The following is a 15,904-nucleotide window of genomic DNA, read 5'->3' as shown; positions in this document are numbered from 1 at the left end:
CCGTCGGAGCGTGCCAGCCATGCTGCGCGGTCGAGGCGATGGCCGCGAAAAGAAGTATCTACGTTTCGTTAAGGACCAGCAGCGGCGAGATCCAACCCGCCCCCTACCGGCGATCGACGCAGCATACCAACGCCGCTGCGAAATCGAGGCCTGGTGCGCAGAACTCGGGCCGCGTTGGTTGGTCTGGCCGATCATGTCCTGCCTCATCTGGTGGCAGATGCGGCCCGCCTCTCTCTTCGCTCTGCGTCATTCCCCGGAGACGACCTCTCATGACTGACGCAAGAGACCGCGCGTTCGGCTTCTTGATGCTGAGCATATTGTTGTTGGCCATCGCCATCTACCGCTCTTTGTCATTGACCGCCACGCCTCCGACGACCTCCCCTATGGAGAAGGCGACGAGCCAGCCTGATTGCCGTCAAACCCAAGCAAGGGAGCGATGTCTCCGACCTCACCCCCGGAATCCTTACTAATCATTGCCCGGGGTCGATCCGATGACGCGAGGCCACTCGGTCGCGCTTCTGACCGCCCCCCGTCGGATCTTTTGGTCCGCAAGCCCACAGGGTGGTTCGCCACCTACCAATTACGCGGTCGATCACTATGGCTACGCTAGCAAAAATCCAAACAGCACTGCTGGTCACAGCAACCGCAGCAGCCGTCGCTGCAGCTTACCAACCTCTGCCCAACACAACGCGCTTTACCGTGCTCGCGGTGCTGGCTATCGCCGCATCGGTCATCGTCGTCTTCGACCTCGGTATGAGCGCAATGGGAGAGCGCTTCTGGGCTTCCATTGTTGCGTCATTGCTACTGGCGACTGCAGCCGTCGTGAATCGCAACCTGGATGCCGTTGTCGTGGGGCTGCTCTTCGGCGCCGCCGTTGCGGTCTGGCTGGCAGCCGGGCAAGGTCTACTGAATGATGAAACTTCGACTCAAAAGGCGCTCCAGGGCCCAAAGGATTTGACCGACGCCCATGATACTGGGCCTGCACAGTGGCCCACTTATCCGGCTCGCCGAGCGAGCAAGACCTTTGACGACGTCTTGGGCATGAGCAAGCTGAAGGTCGAACTCCTGTCGATCGCCCAAGAGATTTGTCACGCACACCCCGGAAAGCGTAGTCCCATGAACGGCATCCTGCTGCATGGCGAGCCAGGCACCGGCAAGACAATGATCGCAGAGGCCCTGGCTGGCCAGATTGGATTGCCCTTCCTGCCCGTCACGATCGGCGACGTCGCCAGCCGCTGGGTCAATGAAACGACGGCGCAACTACAGCAGGTCTTCACCTCGGCCATCGCGCAAGCCCCTTGCGTCCTATTTTTCGACGAGATCGATTCATCCTTGATCGATCGGAGTTCCGTTGTGAACGGGGATAGCGAGTCGACCCGGATCACCAATGCCTTGCTAACCAATCTCGTCGATGTACGGGGCAAAGGCGTGATCGTGATCGCCGCGACAAACCATCTGAACAAGCTCGATGCCGCGGGCATTCGCGAAGGGAGGTTCGACTACAAGGTAGAAGTCCCGCCGCCAGACAAGGAGGCCCGGCTTGCCATCATGCTGACGCGGGTCGCCGGTGCACTCGACCATGCCGAGTTCGACTATGACGCCGCAGAAATTCTCGCGGCGCGGTGGGAAGGATTCAGCGCGGCGCGGCTGGCCAGAGTCTGCGCTGGGATGCTCAAGCAACATGGCGACATGCCGAATGCCGTCTACAGCTTCGACGAATGGACCGCCGCTTTGCGAACGGTCCAAGGCACGCTCGGCGATGCCTTGCCCGAATCGACGGTCATGCTGGACAAACTCATTCAAACGCCTAGTGTGTGCGCGTATCTGACAGGGTTGGCCCGTCGCATGGTCAACTCGGCCCGCATCGAGGCACTTGGTGGTTCCGTCCCCAGCGGTTTGCTCCTTGTGGGAGCGCCTGGCACCGGGAAGAGCAAGGCAGTTCAAGCACTGGCGAAGACCACAGGTTGGGCCCTGCTCCAGACTACCGGCGGCAGCCTGCCGAGTCCGGACGCCATCGACCGATTGCTGCGTCGCGCCAAAGATATCCGCCCGGTCATCATTTTTTTGGATGAAGCGGATGATTTGCTCGGGCTCCGCGCCTATGCCGCTGACAGATCGCTGTGCAATCACCTCCTGACTGCGATGGACGGCGCCGGCGGTCAGATCAAGGACATTCTCTGGATCGCTGCGACGAACCATCCGGAGTTGCTCGATCCGGCGGCATTACGCGGGGGACGATTCACTGACAAGCTGCTCTTTCCTGCCTTTGACCGCCAGACGATGACGCGCTTCGTCTCATCCTGGCTCACCGAGTCCTCCGCCAGGTTCGCCACGAATCTGACGGCACCGGCCGTCGCCGACCTCATTGGACCGGAGCCAGTGGCCAACGCCGTGGCCATCCTCAGGGGCGCGGTTGACATCATGCTTGACCGCTCCGCCGGTGGCGGCACGGGGGTCGTTTGCAAAATGGACATCGCGGCGGCACGCACCAGAATCCTCAGGCCGCTGTGGCAAGCCCCAGAGGGCGGCCAACTTCCGACCTAGATCCGTTTCGACACTGCGTTACTTTGGGAGCAACCCAGATGCGTGAATTCGTGGAAGGTTTTTGCTTTGGCGTCCGTGAGACGATTCGCGGATACTTTTTGCCCGCCGTCGCGCTATGGAAAGCCGCAGTCGCGGCGGCCCGCTACCTTTCGCACCGGAAGCCTTGAAATTCCTGCAATGTTCGGGAGAACCCTTCTGGGAAAGATAATTCACCAGTTGGGTTTGACGGCGAGTCGGCGTCAGCCCATGTGCTTACGACGTGATCCATCACCGCAGATATCGGTGTTAATGGCCCACTCTCACCAGAGGAGGTATCCAACTCTTTTTGCTACATCACGCGCTACGATGCCGCCTCGATGCCACAGGGGCTCGGTCTCGATTTTCAGGGAAGCCATTATCAGGTGTGTCGAATAAAGTGTACCGAAAATACGGAAGTACGTACTTTCGGTACACACATCGCCTCCAATCAGTATCGCAAAGTCCGAGTCCTCTCTACCCCCCAAACACGGCCCAAATGCCGGAGCCACGCGGGAATTTCCCCTCACATTATTCGCCCACACAGCCATCCCGATAACGACCGTGGCGCCCATATATCACAACGCCTTCCGATAACAGGAAGGTTGAACGCCTATTTTCAAACTGTTGTCGACCGGACACAAGCAACATTTAGGTGAGCGCCCCGACCGATTTCTGCCTTGCGCCATTTATATTGCCCTCCCATCGGCAGCTCGCCTGAGTCGCCCGGCATTTTCTACAGACCACCCTGCGATCCCGGCGAGCAACGATGCTGACCTTAAATTCTTGACGTGAGGAACCACTGTGCCACGCTAGCCTTGAACGCATTGACAGCCAGCCGAATATCACCTGCCTGCATTCTGGTGCAGAATCGCATTCGGCAATCGGCCAGCCCGGAATAATGTATAAATTGACTCACATTTTTCCGAATTTCAGCGATCACTCGCTGTCTCGATAATACGTAGATCTTGACCGCCCATTTCACGCATTCGAGACCCGATTCAAAGACCTGCATGGATAGCAGACTTCTAACCGAGAAGGACCTTCAAGACGTGACTGGCAAGAAACGCCCCAGTGCGCAACTGGACTGGTTCCAGCGATGTTTCGGATTCAAGCCGGTTCAGCGCGCGGACGGCCGCATCATCCTGTTGTGGGCGACCTTCGAAGCCCTGCAAGCCAGCCGGGCGGGGGTCGCCCAAGCGAGTGCCGTAGCCTCGCTGCCCGCCGCGCCGCGCCCCACGCTCGCCCCCATCCGGAGAGCGCGATGAGAGGCCGACGACGCAAGAAGCCGGACGGACTGCCAGTCCGCGTCTATACGAAAAACGGCAGTTACTACTGGGTACGCAAGGGCGACGGCAAGTGGATCCCGCTGGGTCGAGTCAAAGACGGCGAGGCCCGCATGCTGGAACGCCTGGCCCAGGAGAAGCGCAAAGTCGAAGCCATGCACACCAAGGGCAACATGCCCGGGTTCGTGGCCGAATATATCGAGAAGCACGAAGGCAAGTACGCCGAATCGTATCGCGTGGAATGGAAGCGCCGCGGGGAAGATGTGCGTGCCGCCTTCCACGCATTCGACATCGAGCAAGTCGACACGGCCGCGATCATGGACTTTCTCGAGGACAACTGGGCAAACAGGGCCGCGATGAAGCGGGCCATGAAGGCCTGGCTGTCCCCGTTCTTCACCTGGGCGGTTCAGCGCAGACACGTGACTGTCAATCCCTGCCGCGAGGTGGTAGTCAAGAAGCCGCGCGGACGGGACGTCTACATTCCGCACGAGCACTTCTTGCGGATCCGCGCGGCGCTCGCCAGCTACACCTACGAAAAGACCCTGCCAGGGGGCGAAGTGAAAGTGGTGGTGGCGAAGGTCCCGACGGGGCCGGAGATGCAAGTCTTTGTGGACCTGTGCTACCTCACCTGCCAACGTTCAACCGAGATTCGACAGCTCCGCTGGTCGCAAATCGACGAGCGGGCCGGGGTGATCCGATTCAAGCCCAGCAAGACGGAAAAAAGTACGGGCCAGGCAGTGGACTGCCCGATCACGCCAGAGATAGCGGAGGTACTCCGCCGCGCCCAAACCTTGAGAGGCGGCGTCAGTGCGCAAATCGCACAGGATGACCTTGTAGTCGTTGACAGCCATGGAAAGGCCAAGACTGCTGCGGCCTGCCGCGAGGCCTGGGACGGCGCCCTAGTCCGAGCCGGACTGGAAAAGATGGACTACGTCGTGAAGGACATTCGCGCGAAAGCGCTCACGGACGCGGAAGCCGCAGGCTACAAGATGGACGCGCTGCAAGTGGTCGGCGCCCACGCCAACCTGGCGACGACCGCAAAGTACATCAAGCAGCGAAAGGTGCCAGTCTCGGTGGTGCGATTGCAACTCCCAGCAGGCGAATATTAGAAACCTTCTAATATTCGTCGGGAATGCGCCGAGACCAGAAACGACGAAGCCCGCACAACCGGTTGATTGTGCGGGCTTTATTCTGGTCGGGGCGAGAGGATTTGAACCTCCGACCACCTGCACCCCATGCAGGTACGCTACCAGGCTGCGCTACGCCCCGAAGCAAAAGATTATAGCAGAAGCATTTCCCGGATGACCAGCGGTTCTGGTGAAATTTATCCGCGTCGCGCGATCTGCTGAAGTTGCGCGAGCAGGTGCTGCACCTCTACGAGTTCGCTGCGCAGATTGGCGATGTCCACCGATGGCACCGAGGTTTCCGCCGCAGCTTGTGCGGGCAATTCCTCAGGCTCCGCGGTCGCCTGGTGATGAGCGTGCCGGCCTTCGTCGAGACGATTGCGCGCCCCGTTGATCGTGAAGCCCTGCTCGTACAGCAGTTCGCGAATACGCCGGATCAGCAGGACTTCGTGGTGCTGGTAATAGCGCCGGTTGCCGCGGCGCTTGACCGGCTTGAGCTGGGTGAATTCCTGCTCCCAGTAGCGCAGTACGTGCGGTTTGACCGCGCAGAGTTCGCTGACCTCGCCGATGGTGAAGTAGCGCTTGGCAGGAATGGGCGGCAGCGCAACGCGCTCGCTGGATTTGTCCGACATGAGTGGTGTAGACAGGCGTCAGGCCATGCCGGCCGGTTTGGGTTGGCGCGCCGGTCAGCGCGCCCTGAAGCATACAGACGCCCGCTGCAGCAAGCAATCCGACGTTCGGGTGGGCCCTCCGGTCAGCCCGGAACGCTCAGGCCGGCGCGCTCTTCCACCTGGCTCTTGAGCTTCTGGCTGGCGTGGAACGTCACCACGCGGCGCGCGGTGATGGGAATGACTTCGCCAGTCTTCGGATTACGGCCGGGGCGCTGCGGCTTGTCGCGCAACTGGAAGTTGCCGAAGCCGGAAAGCTTGACGCTGTCGCCCTGCTCCAACGCTTCGCGAATGACGTCGAAGAAGGCTTCGACCATGTCTTTCGATTCGCGCTTGTTCAGGCCCACCTGGTCGAACAGCATCTCGGCAAGTTCGGCCTTGGTCAGCGTCGGCACCTCTGCGGCGCGGTTTTCCGGCATGGAGTCATCGCGGGAGGAAGCCTGCCGGTCGCTCATCTCGCCCAAAGCTGCTGCGGTCATGGAGTTCGCGTCTCGATCTTTCATTTCGATCGCTCAAGGAATTCTGTCTGGCGATCCGCCCGGGTGCACTGCCCGGGCGCCCTGTCTTGTGTGCGTAATGCTGGTCAGTTGGTCAGCCGCGAAGGCGGGCCTGGAAGGCTTCGCCCAGTGCGTCGACCATGCAGCGCACCGCGCTGTCGACGGTCTCGTCCTGCAGGGTCGACCCAGTATCTTGCAAGGTCACCCGGAACGCAAGGCTTTTCTCGTCAGCGCCAATGGCGGCCGATGCAGCCTTCGGACGGAACTCGTCGAACAGCACCAGGCTCTGGCAGAAGCGGCCGTAGCCCTGCTTGTCGAGCGCGGCGCGCATGGTGTCCAGCATGTCCTGCACGCGTACCGACTGCTTCACCACCACGGCGAGGTCACGCACTGCTGCCGGGAATTTCGAGATCTCGGTGTAGCGGGGCAGACCGGTTTCACGCAGTGCATCGAGCTGGAGTTCGAACAGCACTGGCGCCTGCGTCAGTTCATATTCCTGCAGCCAGCGCGGATGCAGTTCGCCCACCACGCCGACAGGCTTGCCGTCGACCAGCACGCGCGCTGCGCGGCCCGGGTGCAAGGCCGGATGCGCAACCGGCTCGAAGCGAGCCACGCGCGGGTGGAACAGCGCTTCCACATCGCCCTTGACGTCGAAGAAGTCGACATTGCGCGTGGCAATGCCCCACTGCTCTTCGAATGCGGGACCATAGGCAATGCCGGCAGCCATCATCGGCTGATGGTAGCCGGCCACCGTCAGGCCGCCGTCCTTCACATCGGCATCGCGATGGAAGACGCGGCCGACTTCGAACAGGCGCACGCGCGCGGCCTTGCGGTTCAGGTTGTAGCGCACCTTGTCGACGAGCCCGCCGATCAGCGAGGACCGCATCACCGCGAGCTGGCTGGCGATGGGGTTCAGCAAGCGGATGGGGTTGTCATTGGCGGCGAAGTCGCGCTCCCACTTCTCTTCGACGAAGGCGAAGTTGATGACTTCCTGGTAGTCGCGCGCCGCGACCGCGTGGCGCACCACGTGCGTGGAGCGGCGGCCTTCGTTGGTCGGGCGCATTTCGCTTTCCGCGATGGGCGGACGCGCGGGAATACGCTCGAAGCCGTAGATGCGCGCGACTTCCTCGATCAGGTCTTCCTCGATCTCGATGTCGAAGCGGTAGCTCGGCGGCGTGACTTCAAACACTTCGCCTTCGGCGCCTTGCGAACGCGTGAACGGCAACTGCAGGCGCTGGAATACGTCGGCCACTGCAGCCGGCGACAGCTCGATGCCAAGCACGCGCTCGGCACGCGACAGGCGCAGGCTCACCGGTTTGCGCTGCGGCAGGTTGACGACGTGGTCATCGACGGGGCCAGCCTGGCCACCGCAGATCTCAAGGATCAGCGCGGTGATGCGCTCGATATGCTCGACCGTCGTGGCATAGTCCACGCCGCGCTCGAAACGATGCGCGGCATCGGTCGAGAAGTTGTAGCGGCGCGCACGGCCCTGGATGGCCGATGGCCACCAGAACGCGGCTTCGAGGTAGATGTTGGTCGTGTCGAGCGTCACGGCGGTGCTGTCGCCGCCCATGATGCCGGCCAGGCTCTCGATCTCTTTGTCGTCCGCGATCACGCCGACCTGCTCGTCCACGTCGACAGTATTGCCGTTCAGCAGCTTGAGCTGTTCGCCCTTGCGGCCCCAGCGCACGTCGAGCCCGCCGTGGATCTTGTCCAGGTCGAACACGTGCGAGGGACGGCCCAGTTCGAGCATGACATAGTTGGAGATATCCACCATCGCCGAAATGCTGCGCTGGCCCGAGCGCTCCAGGCGCTGCACCATCCATTCCGGCGTGGCCGCACGCGCGTTCACGCCGCGGATCACGCGGCCCGAAAAGCGGCCGCACAGGTCGGGCGCGGACACCTTCACCGGCAGCTTGTCATCGATGGTCACGGCCACCGGCTTCATGTCCGGCAGCGTCAGCGCCGCGCCCGTCAGCGCCGCGACTTCGCGCGCCACGCCGTGGATCGACAGGCAGTCGGCCTTGTTCGGGGTCAGCTTGATGACGAAGACCTGGTCGTCCAGGTCCAGGTATTGGCGGATGTTCTGGCCGACCGGCGCGTCTTCCGGCAGCACCAGCAGGCCGCCGTGGTCTTCCGACAGCTTCAGTTCGCGCGCGGAGCACAGCATGCCGTAGCTTTCCACGCCGCGCAGCTTGCCGACCTTGATTTCAAACGGCTTGCCGTCAGGCTCCGACGGCGGCAGCACAGCGCCGACCAGCGCGCACGGCACCTTGATGCCGGGCTTGACGTTGGGCGCGCCACAGACGATCTGCAGCGTCTCGCCGGTGCCGGCATCGACCTGGCACACGTTGAGGCGGTCAGCATTGGGATGGCGCTCGGTCGACAGCACGTGCGCGACCACCACCTTGTCGAACGGCGGCGCGACCGGGCCGACCTCTTCCACCTCGAGCCCGGCCATGGTCAGGCTGTGCGACAGCGCGTCGGTGGAGATCTTTTCAGGGTTGGCGAAGGTGCGAAGCCAGGATTCCGAGAATTGCATGGCGCTTCTGATCCGGTAAGTATTCTGTGATGTCTGGGACGATGGGCTGGGCGCGGCCGCGCCGCATCAGGCGAACTGGCGCAGGAAGCGCACGTCGCCTTCGAAGAACAGGCGCAGGTCGTTGATGCCATAGCGCAACATCGTCAGGCGCTCCAGGCCCGAGCCGAACGCAAAGCCGATGTAGCGCTCCGGGTCCAGGCCCATGTTGCGCAGCACGTTCGGGTGCACCTGGCCGGAGCCGGAAATCTCCAGCCACTTGCCGTTACCAAAGGCCATGTCGATCTCGGCCGACGGCTCGGTGAACGGGAAGTACGACGGGCGGAAACGCACCTGGATATCGTCGCGCTCGAAGAACTTGCGCAGGAAATCGGTGTACACGCCCTTCAGGTCTGCAAAGCTCACGTCCTCGCCGATCCACAGGCCTTCGACCTGGTTGAACATCGGCGAGTGCGTGGCGTCGCTGTCGACGCGGTACGTGCGGCCTGGGCAGATCACCTTGATCGGCGGCATCGGCTTGCCGGCATACTTCTCGACATGCATCTTCGCGTAGCGCACCTGCATCGGGCTGGTGTGCGTGCGCAGCAGCAGGAGCTTGTCGTCGCTGTCGCGGCCGTCGATATAGAACGTGTCCTGCATCGAACGCGCCGGATGGTTGTCCGGGTTGTTCAGCGCGGTGAAGTTCATCCAGTCGGTTTCGATCTCGGGGCCGTCCGCCACGTCAAAGCCGATCGAGCCGAAGATCTGTTCCACGCGTTCCCACGTGCGCATGACCGGGTGCAGGCTGCCGCGGCTCACAGCGCGGCCCGGCAGGGTCACGTCAATGGCTTCGGCGGACAGGCGTGCATTCATCAGCGCGTCGGCCAGGGCCTGGCGGCGCGCCGTCAGCGCGGCTTCGACCTGCTGCTTGACCTGATTGATGCGCGCGCCTTCGCTCTTGCGCGTTTCCGGGTCGAGCTTGCCGAGGCCCTTGAGCAGTTCGGTCAGCGCGCCGGTCTTGCCGAGGAAACGGGCTTTCTCGTTTTCCAGCGTGGCGTTGTCGTTGGCGGCGGCGAAAGCGGCCTGGGCGTCGGCGACGATTTGATCCAGATCCTGGGACATGGCGGTCGTGGAAATAGCTTGGCGCCGTGACACGACATCTGTCGCGGCGGAGGTTGGGGTTCGATTCGAATGGCGTTTCGGCACTGCCCGCGCATGATGGTGGGGCAATCGCCGAAACGGCATTCGAAAATGAAAACGGGGCCCCGTGAGAGCCCCGTTTCAGCAGACCTTGCGGTCGGTGCTTGCCCGGCAACCCCTACGGGTTGCCGCAGCCGGCATCAGGCAACGGTGGCTTTCACCTGGTTGACGATGGCGGCAAAGGCAGGCTTGTCGTGAATAGCCATGTCCGACAGCACCTTGCGGTCCAGTTCAATCGAGGCCTTCTTCAGACCGTTCATGAACACGCTGTAGGTCATGCCATGCTCACGCGTCGCGGCGTTGATACGCGCAATCCAGAGAGCGCGGAACACGCGCTTCTTGTTGCGGCGATCGCGGTACGCGTACTGGCCAGCACGCATGACCGCCTGCTTGGCGATGCGGTAGACATTATTGCGACGGCCGCGGTAACCCTTGGCAGCGTCGATAACCTTCTTGTGACGGGCCCGTGCAGTGACCCCACGCTTGACTCGAGGCATGTAATTCTCCTTTCGTTTTCGTAAGGGTTATGCGTAAGGCATCATCGCCCGCACCGACTTCAGGTTCGTCTCATGGACGTCCTGAGTACCGCGCAGGTGACGCTTGTTCTTGGTGGTCTTCTTGGTCAGGATGTGACGCTTGAAGGCCTGGCCACGCTTGAACGAACCGTTCGGACGGGCAGTAAAGCGCTTGGAGGCGCTTTTCTTCGTCTTCATCTTCGGCATGAAAAACTCCAGCTCTATGACATGCATGCAGGTGGACGGCTTACGCCGACGCTTGCAAGACCCGCATCCACTTGTTGTTGCACGGTTCCACAAGGGTCCCATGCTACCTCTGCACGAAACGACGCCGGAATGCATCAGCATCCCGGCCGCCGCATCGCACAAAAATTACTTCTTCTTCTTGGGAGCAAGCACCATCACCATCTGGCGCCCTTCCATCTTCGGCATCTGCTCGACCTGGCCGATTTCATCCAGGTCCGCCTTCAGGCGTTCGAGCATGCGCGCGCCGATTTCCTGGTGCGCCATCTCACGGCCACGGAAGCGCAGCGTGATCTTGGTCTTGTCGCCGTCTTCCAGGAAGCGCTTCAGGTTGCGCAGCTTGACGTTGTAGTCGCCGTCATCCGTGCCAGGGCGGAATTTCACTTCCTTGACCTGGATGATCTTCTGCTTCAGCTTCGCCTCGTGCGCGCGCTTGGCTTCCTCGTACTTGAACTTCCCGTAATCCATGATACGGGCGACAGGAGGAGTCGCGTTCGGGGCGATCTCCACCAAGTCCAAGTCCTTATCTTCAGCCAGGCGAAGCGCGTCCATGAACTTGACGATGCCAAGCTGCTCGTTATCAACCCCTACCAGGCGCAGTTCGGGCGCACTGATCTCCCGGTTGATGCGGTGACCTTTGTCCGTAGCGATGTTGCGTTACCTCAAGAAGACAAAAAAACAAGCCGTGCTTCCGACCCATCAGGCTTTGCTGGCAACGTCCTGTTGCAGACGCTCCACAAACGCGGAGACGGGCATCACACCCAGATCCACGTTGCCACGGGCACGCACGGCCACTTGATTGGCATCCCGCTCCTTGTCGCCCACCACCAGCAGGTAGGGGATCTTCTGAAGCGAATGCTCGCGGATTTTATACGTAATTTTCTCGTTACGCAAATCGGCCTTCGCCCTAAACCCTTGTTTTAGCAGCGATTGCACGACGTTTTCGGCATATTCAGCCTGCGATTCCGCGATATTCATGACAACCACCTGCTCCGGCGCCAGCCAGGCGGGCAGCGCACCTGCGTGGTTTTCGAGCAGGATGCCCAGGAAACGCTCGAACGAACCCAGGATCGCCCGGTGCAGCATCACCGGACGCTTGCGCGAGTTGTCCTCGGCGACGTACTCGGCACCCAGGCGCTCGGGCAGCACCAGGTCGAGCTGCAGCGTGCCGCACTGCCACGAACGGCCGATGGCGTCCTTGATGTGGTATTCGACCTTCGGGCCATAGAATGCGCCCTCGCCCGGCAGCTCTTCCCACTCCACACCGCAGGCGCGCAGCGCCAGGCGCAGGCCTTCTTCGGCGTGGTCCCAGACCTCGTCCGAGCCGGCACGCTGGTCGGGGCGCAGCGACAGCTTCACCGCCACGTCCTTGAAGCCGAAGTCGTCATAGACCGAGAACGCCAGTTCGTTGAAGGCCTTGGCCTCGGCCACGATCTGCTCTTCCGTGCAGAAGATATGCGCATCATCCTGCACAAAACCGCGCACGCGCATGAGCCCATGCAGCGCGCCCGAAGGCTCGTTGCGGTGGCAGGCGCCGAACTCGGCCAGGCGCAGCGGCAGGTCACGGTAGGAGCGCAGGCCGTGGTTGAAAATCTGCACATGGCCCGGGCAGTTCATCGGCTTGATCGCGTAGTCGCGCTTTTCCGACTCCGTGACGAACATGTTCTCCTTGTAGTTCTGCCAGTGGCCGGACTTCTCCCACAGCGAACGGTCCATCACCTGCGGCGTGCGCACTTCGTCATAGCCGGCGGCCGTCAGGCGGCCGCGCATGTACTGCTCCACGGCCTGCCATACCTGCCAGCCCTTCGGGTGCCAGAACACCATGCCCGGCGCTTCTTCCTGCAGGTGGAACAGGTCGAGCGACTTGCCAAGCTTGCGGTGGTCGCGCTTCTCGGCCTCTTCGAGCATGTGCAGATAGGCTTCCTGGTCTTCCTTCTTCGCCCAGGCCGTGCCGTAGATGCGCTGGAGCATCTCGTTGTTGGCGTCGCCGCGCCAGTAGGCGCCGGCCACCTTCATCAGCTTGAAGACCTTCAGCTTGCCCGTGGACGGCACGTGCGGGCCACGGCACAGGTCGACGAACTTGCCCTCGCGGTACAGGCCGATCTCCTGGTCCGCCGGAATCGAGCCGATGATCTCGGCCTTGTACTTCTCGCCCATCGACTCGAACAACGCCACCGCTTCGTCACGGTTCCATACCTCGCGCGTGACCTTCTCGTCCTTGCGGGAGAGCTCCGTCATCTTCTTCTCGATGGCGGCGAGGTCTTCCGGCGTGAAGGGACGCTTGTAGGCAAAGTCGTAGTAGAAGCCGTTCTCGATCACCGGCCCGATCGTCACCTGCGCTTCCGGGTAGAGCTCCTTGACCGCATAGGCCAGCAGGTGGGCCGTGGAGTGACGGATGATGTCGACGCCATCGGCGTCCTTGTCCGTGACGATGGCCAGCACGGCATCGCGGTCGATCGAATGGCTCGTATCGACCAGCTTGCCATCGACCTTGCCGGCCAGCGCGGCCTTGGCCAGGCCCGCACCGATGCTCTGCGCCACTTCGGCAACCGTCACCGGGCCAGGAAACTCGCGACGGGACCCATCCGGCAGCGTGATTGCGATCATTTCGACTCTCCAGGATTCCACCCCGGCGCCTGGCGCTCGGCGGGCGGATCAAACTGCATCTCTTGTAGCACCGGCGCAACCCCGGCAAGGGTTGCACCAGCAACGTTCTTCGCGCTTGCGCACAGCAGGGGCGCAAGCTTATCAGGCAGCTGGCAGGCGACAGACGAAAAAAAACGCGGCCAAGGCCGCGTTTCTCTTTGTCAAACCCGGATCCAACCGGGACGGAGGCGCACCTCGACTACTGTCGCATGCCAGCGGTAGTAGTTCGCGGTGTCATGAACATGATGCCCTTCCGTTCCTTGTGAGGTTGAATCGGACTTGCCGCACTGTGTTGTTGTACTGCTCTTGTACTGCTTTACTGCAATTCGTTGGTAGGCTCGATTGGACTCGAACCAACGACCCCCACCATGTCAAGGTGGTGCTCTAACCAGCTGAGCTACGAGCCTAGCGAAGCAGCAATTATAGCCTTACTTTCTCCGCGCCTGCAATACCCCCTGCACATCTTCAATCAGCGACAGCGCGCGCTGCAGTTGCGTGGCCTCCGACACCTCGGCCGTGAATTGCATGCGCGCCACCCCCTTGCTCGACAGCGTCTTCACGCCGGTGACGTTGATCTTCTCGCGCGACAGCACTTCGGAGATATCGCGCAGCAGTCCCTGGCGGTCGATGGCCTCGACGTGGATGTCGACCGGATACACCGCATCGCTCTTCTTGCCCCACTCGGTCTGGATCACGCGCTCGGGCGCGCGGGCCGAGAGTTGCTGAAAGGTATGGCAATTGCGCCGATGGATCGATACCCCGCGCCCGCGCGTGACGAAACCCACGATGTCGTCGGGCGGCGCCGGCTTGCAGCAGCGCGACATCTGCGTCATCAGCGAATCCACGCCCACCACGAGCACGCCGGACTTGGCACCACGCGCCACGCTGGTGGCACGGCTCTTCTTGGTGACGGCGTCTTCTTCGCTGACGGGGGCCTGCACCTCGCCTTCGGGGTGCCGCAGCGCGTGCTCCACATGCCGCAGGCTGAACTCTTCCTTCGCCACCGCGGCGAAAAGCTCTTCCGGCGACTTGAAGCCGAGGCGCGTCGCCAGGTCTTCGAGCTTGACCGCGGTCTTGCCTTCGCGCTGGAGAGTCTTGTCGATCAGCACGCGTCCCTGCGCAATAGTCTCCTGCGAGTCCAGCGCATTGAACCACGCGCGCACTTTCGCCCGGGCGCGGCTGCTGGCGAGGTAGCCGAGCTCCGGGTTGAGCCAGTCACGCGATGGCCCCCCCTGCTTCACGGCGATGATCTCGACCGTCTGGCCGTTCTTCAGCGGCGTGTTCAGCGGCACCATGGTGCCATCGACACGCGCGCCGCGGCAGCGGTGACCGAGGTCGCTGTGCAGGTAGTAGGCAAAGTCCAGCGGCGTGGCGCCCTGCGGCAACGCGATCACTCGCGCCTGCGGCGTCAGCGTGTAGATGTGGTCATCGATGGCCGCATGCTTGAGCTGCTCCCACGGCGATTCATCATGCGCCACGCTATGGTCGGCGTCGTCCTTCCAGGCCAGCAACTGCCGCAGCCACGCGATCTTCTCGTCGTAGCTGTCGCTCGCCGCGAACTGTCCGCTGTAGCCCTTGCTGCCGGCCTCCTTGTAGCGCCAGTGCGCCGCCACGCCGTACTCGGCGAAGTGGTGCATTTCGTGCGTGCGGATCTGTACCTCGAAAGCACGTCCGTCATCGCCGATCACGACCGTGTGCAGCGACTTGTAGCCGTTGGACTTGGGCCGCGAGATGTAGTCGTCGAACTCGCGCGGGATCGGCTGCCAGATATGGTGGACGATGCCGAGCACCGTGTAGCAGTCCTTGATATCGTCCACGATCACGCGGAACGCCCGCACGTCGTACAGGTCGGCAAAGTCCAGCTCCTTGCCGCGCATCTTTTTCCAGATGCTGTAGATGTGCTTGGGCCGGCCACTCACCTCGGCAGGAATGCCGGCAGCGGCCAGCTCCGACTGCAGGCGCGCGATGGCGCTGGCAATATAGCCTTCGCGTTCGATGCGCTTTTCATCGAGCAGCCGCGCGATGCGCTTGTAGGTATCCGGCTGCTCGAAGCGGAAGGCCAGGTCCTCCAGCTCCCACTTCATCTGCCAGATACCCAGGCGGTTGGCGAGCGGCGCGTAGATGTCGAGCGTCTCGCGCGCCAGGCCCGGCAGCGGCTCGCGCTTGTTCTGCGCAAGCCAGCGCAGCGACTGCAGGCGCGAAGCCAGCCGCACCAGCACCACGCGGATGTCCTGCGCGAAGGCCAGCAGCATCTTGCGCAGCGCCTCCACCTGTTCGTGCCGGGCCTGCGCCACGTTGCGCGAAGCCTCCTGCACGTCGTGGCCGCCGGCGATGGCGCCGATGCGCAGCAGTTGCCGCACGCCTTTCACCATCCTGCCGACATCCTCGCCGAAGCGAGCCTCGATATCCGCTTCCGCCGCGGGCACGAACTCGGCCAGCGGGAACAGGCAGCAGGCGGCTCGCGCGGCGTCATCCACGCGCAAGCCGTCGAGGATGCGCAGCATCCCTTCCGCATGCGAGAGCACCGACTCCCCGGTGGGCAGCACGGCCTCGCCCGCCTGCTCGCGGACATACGCGAGCGCACGCTCGACCATGCCGGCGTCCGGGACGCCGGCAACCTGGCCGGCCAGGTCGGTAGACGTCACCAT

12 protein-coding genes and 2 tRNA genes are annotated in these 15,904 nt (G+C 62.5%); 3 read left to right on the top strand and 11 right to left on the bottom strand.

The window, feature by feature from the left end; all coding sequences use genetic code 11:
* The first annotated feature begins 597 nt into the window (after positions 1–597).
* The 3 genes from LDO29_RS11160 (at position 598) to LDO29_RS11150 (ending at position 4,954) form a co-directional block, all read left to right on the top strand.
* Complete coding sequence (locus LDO29_RS11160; RefSeq protein ID WP_224079841.1) at positions 598–2,544, top strand: AAA family ATPase; 1,947 nt, start codon at positions 598–600, stop codon at positions 2,542–2,544.
* Positions 2,545–3,572: 1,028 nt separating this feature from the next.
* Positions 3,573–3,827 carry a DUF4224 domain-containing protein gene (locus LDO29_RS11155; RefSeq protein ID WP_224079840.1) on the top strand — a complete coding sequence of 85 codons (255 nt, stop codon included), beginning with the start codon at positions 3,573–3,575 and terminating at the stop codon, positions 3,825–3,827.
* Entirely contained in the window at positions 3,824–4,954 is a 1,131-nt protein-coding gene (locus LDO29_RS11150) for a tyrosine-type recombinase/integrase (protein WP_224079839.1), read from the top strand. Before LDO29_RS11155 ends, LDO29_RS11150 begins: the two co-directional genes overlap by 4 nt.
* An 83-nt stretch (positions 4,955–5,037) precedes the next feature.
* Here LDO29_RS11150 and LDO29_RS11145 read toward each other — a convergent pair.
* The 11 genes from LDO29_RS11145 to LDO29_RS11095 all read right to left on the bottom strand — a co-directional run bounded on the left by LDO29_RS11145 (position 5,038) and on the right by LDO29_RS11095 (position 15,904).
* Positions 5,038–5,114: transfer RNA gene (locus LDO29_RS11145), tRNA-Pro, on the bottom strand.
* A gap of 55 nt (positions 5,115–5,169) precedes the next feature.
* Entirely contained in the window at positions 5,170–5,601 is a 432-nt protein-coding gene (locus LDO29_RS11140; RefSeq protein ID WP_224079838.1) for a MerR family transcriptional regulator, read from the bottom strand.
* 122 nt (positions 5,602–5,723) lie between these two features.
* Positions 5,724–6,140 (bottom strand): integration host factor subunit alpha, encoded by a 417-nt coding sequence (locus LDO29_RS11135; protein WP_224079837.1) that lies wholly within the window; start codon positions 6,138–6,140, stop codon positions 5,724–5,726.
* 88 nt (positions 6,141–6,228) lie between these two features.
* On the bottom strand, positions 6,229–8,676 hold the full coding sequence (pheT, locus tag LDO29_RS11130) for a phenylalanine--tRNA ligase subunit beta (RefSeq protein WP_224079836.1): 2,448 nt from the start codon (positions 8,674–8,676) through the stop codon (positions 6,229–6,231).
* A 66-nt stretch (positions 8,677–8,742) separates the two neighbouring features.
* Entirely contained in the window at positions 8,743–9,774 is a 1,032-nt protein-coding gene (gene pheS, locus LDO29_RS11125) for a phenylalanine--tRNA ligase subunit alpha (RefSeq protein WP_211950268.1), read from the bottom strand.
* 218 nt (positions 9,775–9,992) lie between these two features.
* On the bottom strand, positions 9,993–10,349 hold the full coding sequence (gene rplT, locus LDO29_RS11120; RefSeq protein WP_008650487.1) for a 50S ribosomal protein L20: 357 nt from the start codon (positions 10,347–10,349) through the stop codon (positions 9,993–9,995).
* A gap of 27 nt (positions 10,350–10,376) precedes the next feature.
* Positions 10,377–10,574 (bottom strand): 50S ribosomal protein L35, encoded by a 198-nt coding sequence (gene rpmI / locus LDO29_RS11115; protein WP_011297448.1) that lies wholly within the window; start codon positions 10,572–10,574, stop codon positions 10,377–10,379.
* Positions 10,575–10,739: 165 nt separating this feature from the next.
* Positions 10,740–11,261, bottom strand: coding sequence for a translation initiation factor IF-3 (gene infC, locus LDO29_RS11110; protein ID WP_224080044.1), 522 nt, complete (start codon positions 11,259–11,261; stop codon positions 10,740–10,742).
* A gap of 48 nt (positions 11,262–11,309) precedes the next feature.
* Positions 11,310–13,217, bottom strand: coding sequence for a threonine--tRNA ligase (gene thrS / locus LDO29_RS11105; protein ID WP_224079835.1), 1,908 nt, complete (start codon positions 13,215–13,217; stop codon positions 11,310–11,312).
* A gap of 369 nt (positions 13,218–13,586) precedes the next feature.
* Positions 13,587–13,663: transfer RNA gene (locus tag LDO29_RS11100), tRNA-Val, on the bottom strand.
* Positions 13,664–13,684: 21 nt separating this feature from the next.
* A complete protein-coding gene (locus tag LDO29_RS11095; protein WP_224079834.1) occupies positions 13,685–15,904 on the bottom strand; it encodes a RelA/SpoT family protein in 2,220 nt (739 codons plus the stop codon).

The sequence above is a fragment of the Cupriavidus laharis genome (assembly GCF_914271435.1).
Classification (GTDB): Bacteria; Pseudomonadota; Gammaproteobacteria; order Burkholderiales; family Burkholderiaceae; genus Cupriavidus; species Cupriavidus laharis.
The sequence above is the reverse complement of the archived record's forward strand: the minus strand, read 5'-3'. Positions and strand labels throughout refer to the sequence as shown.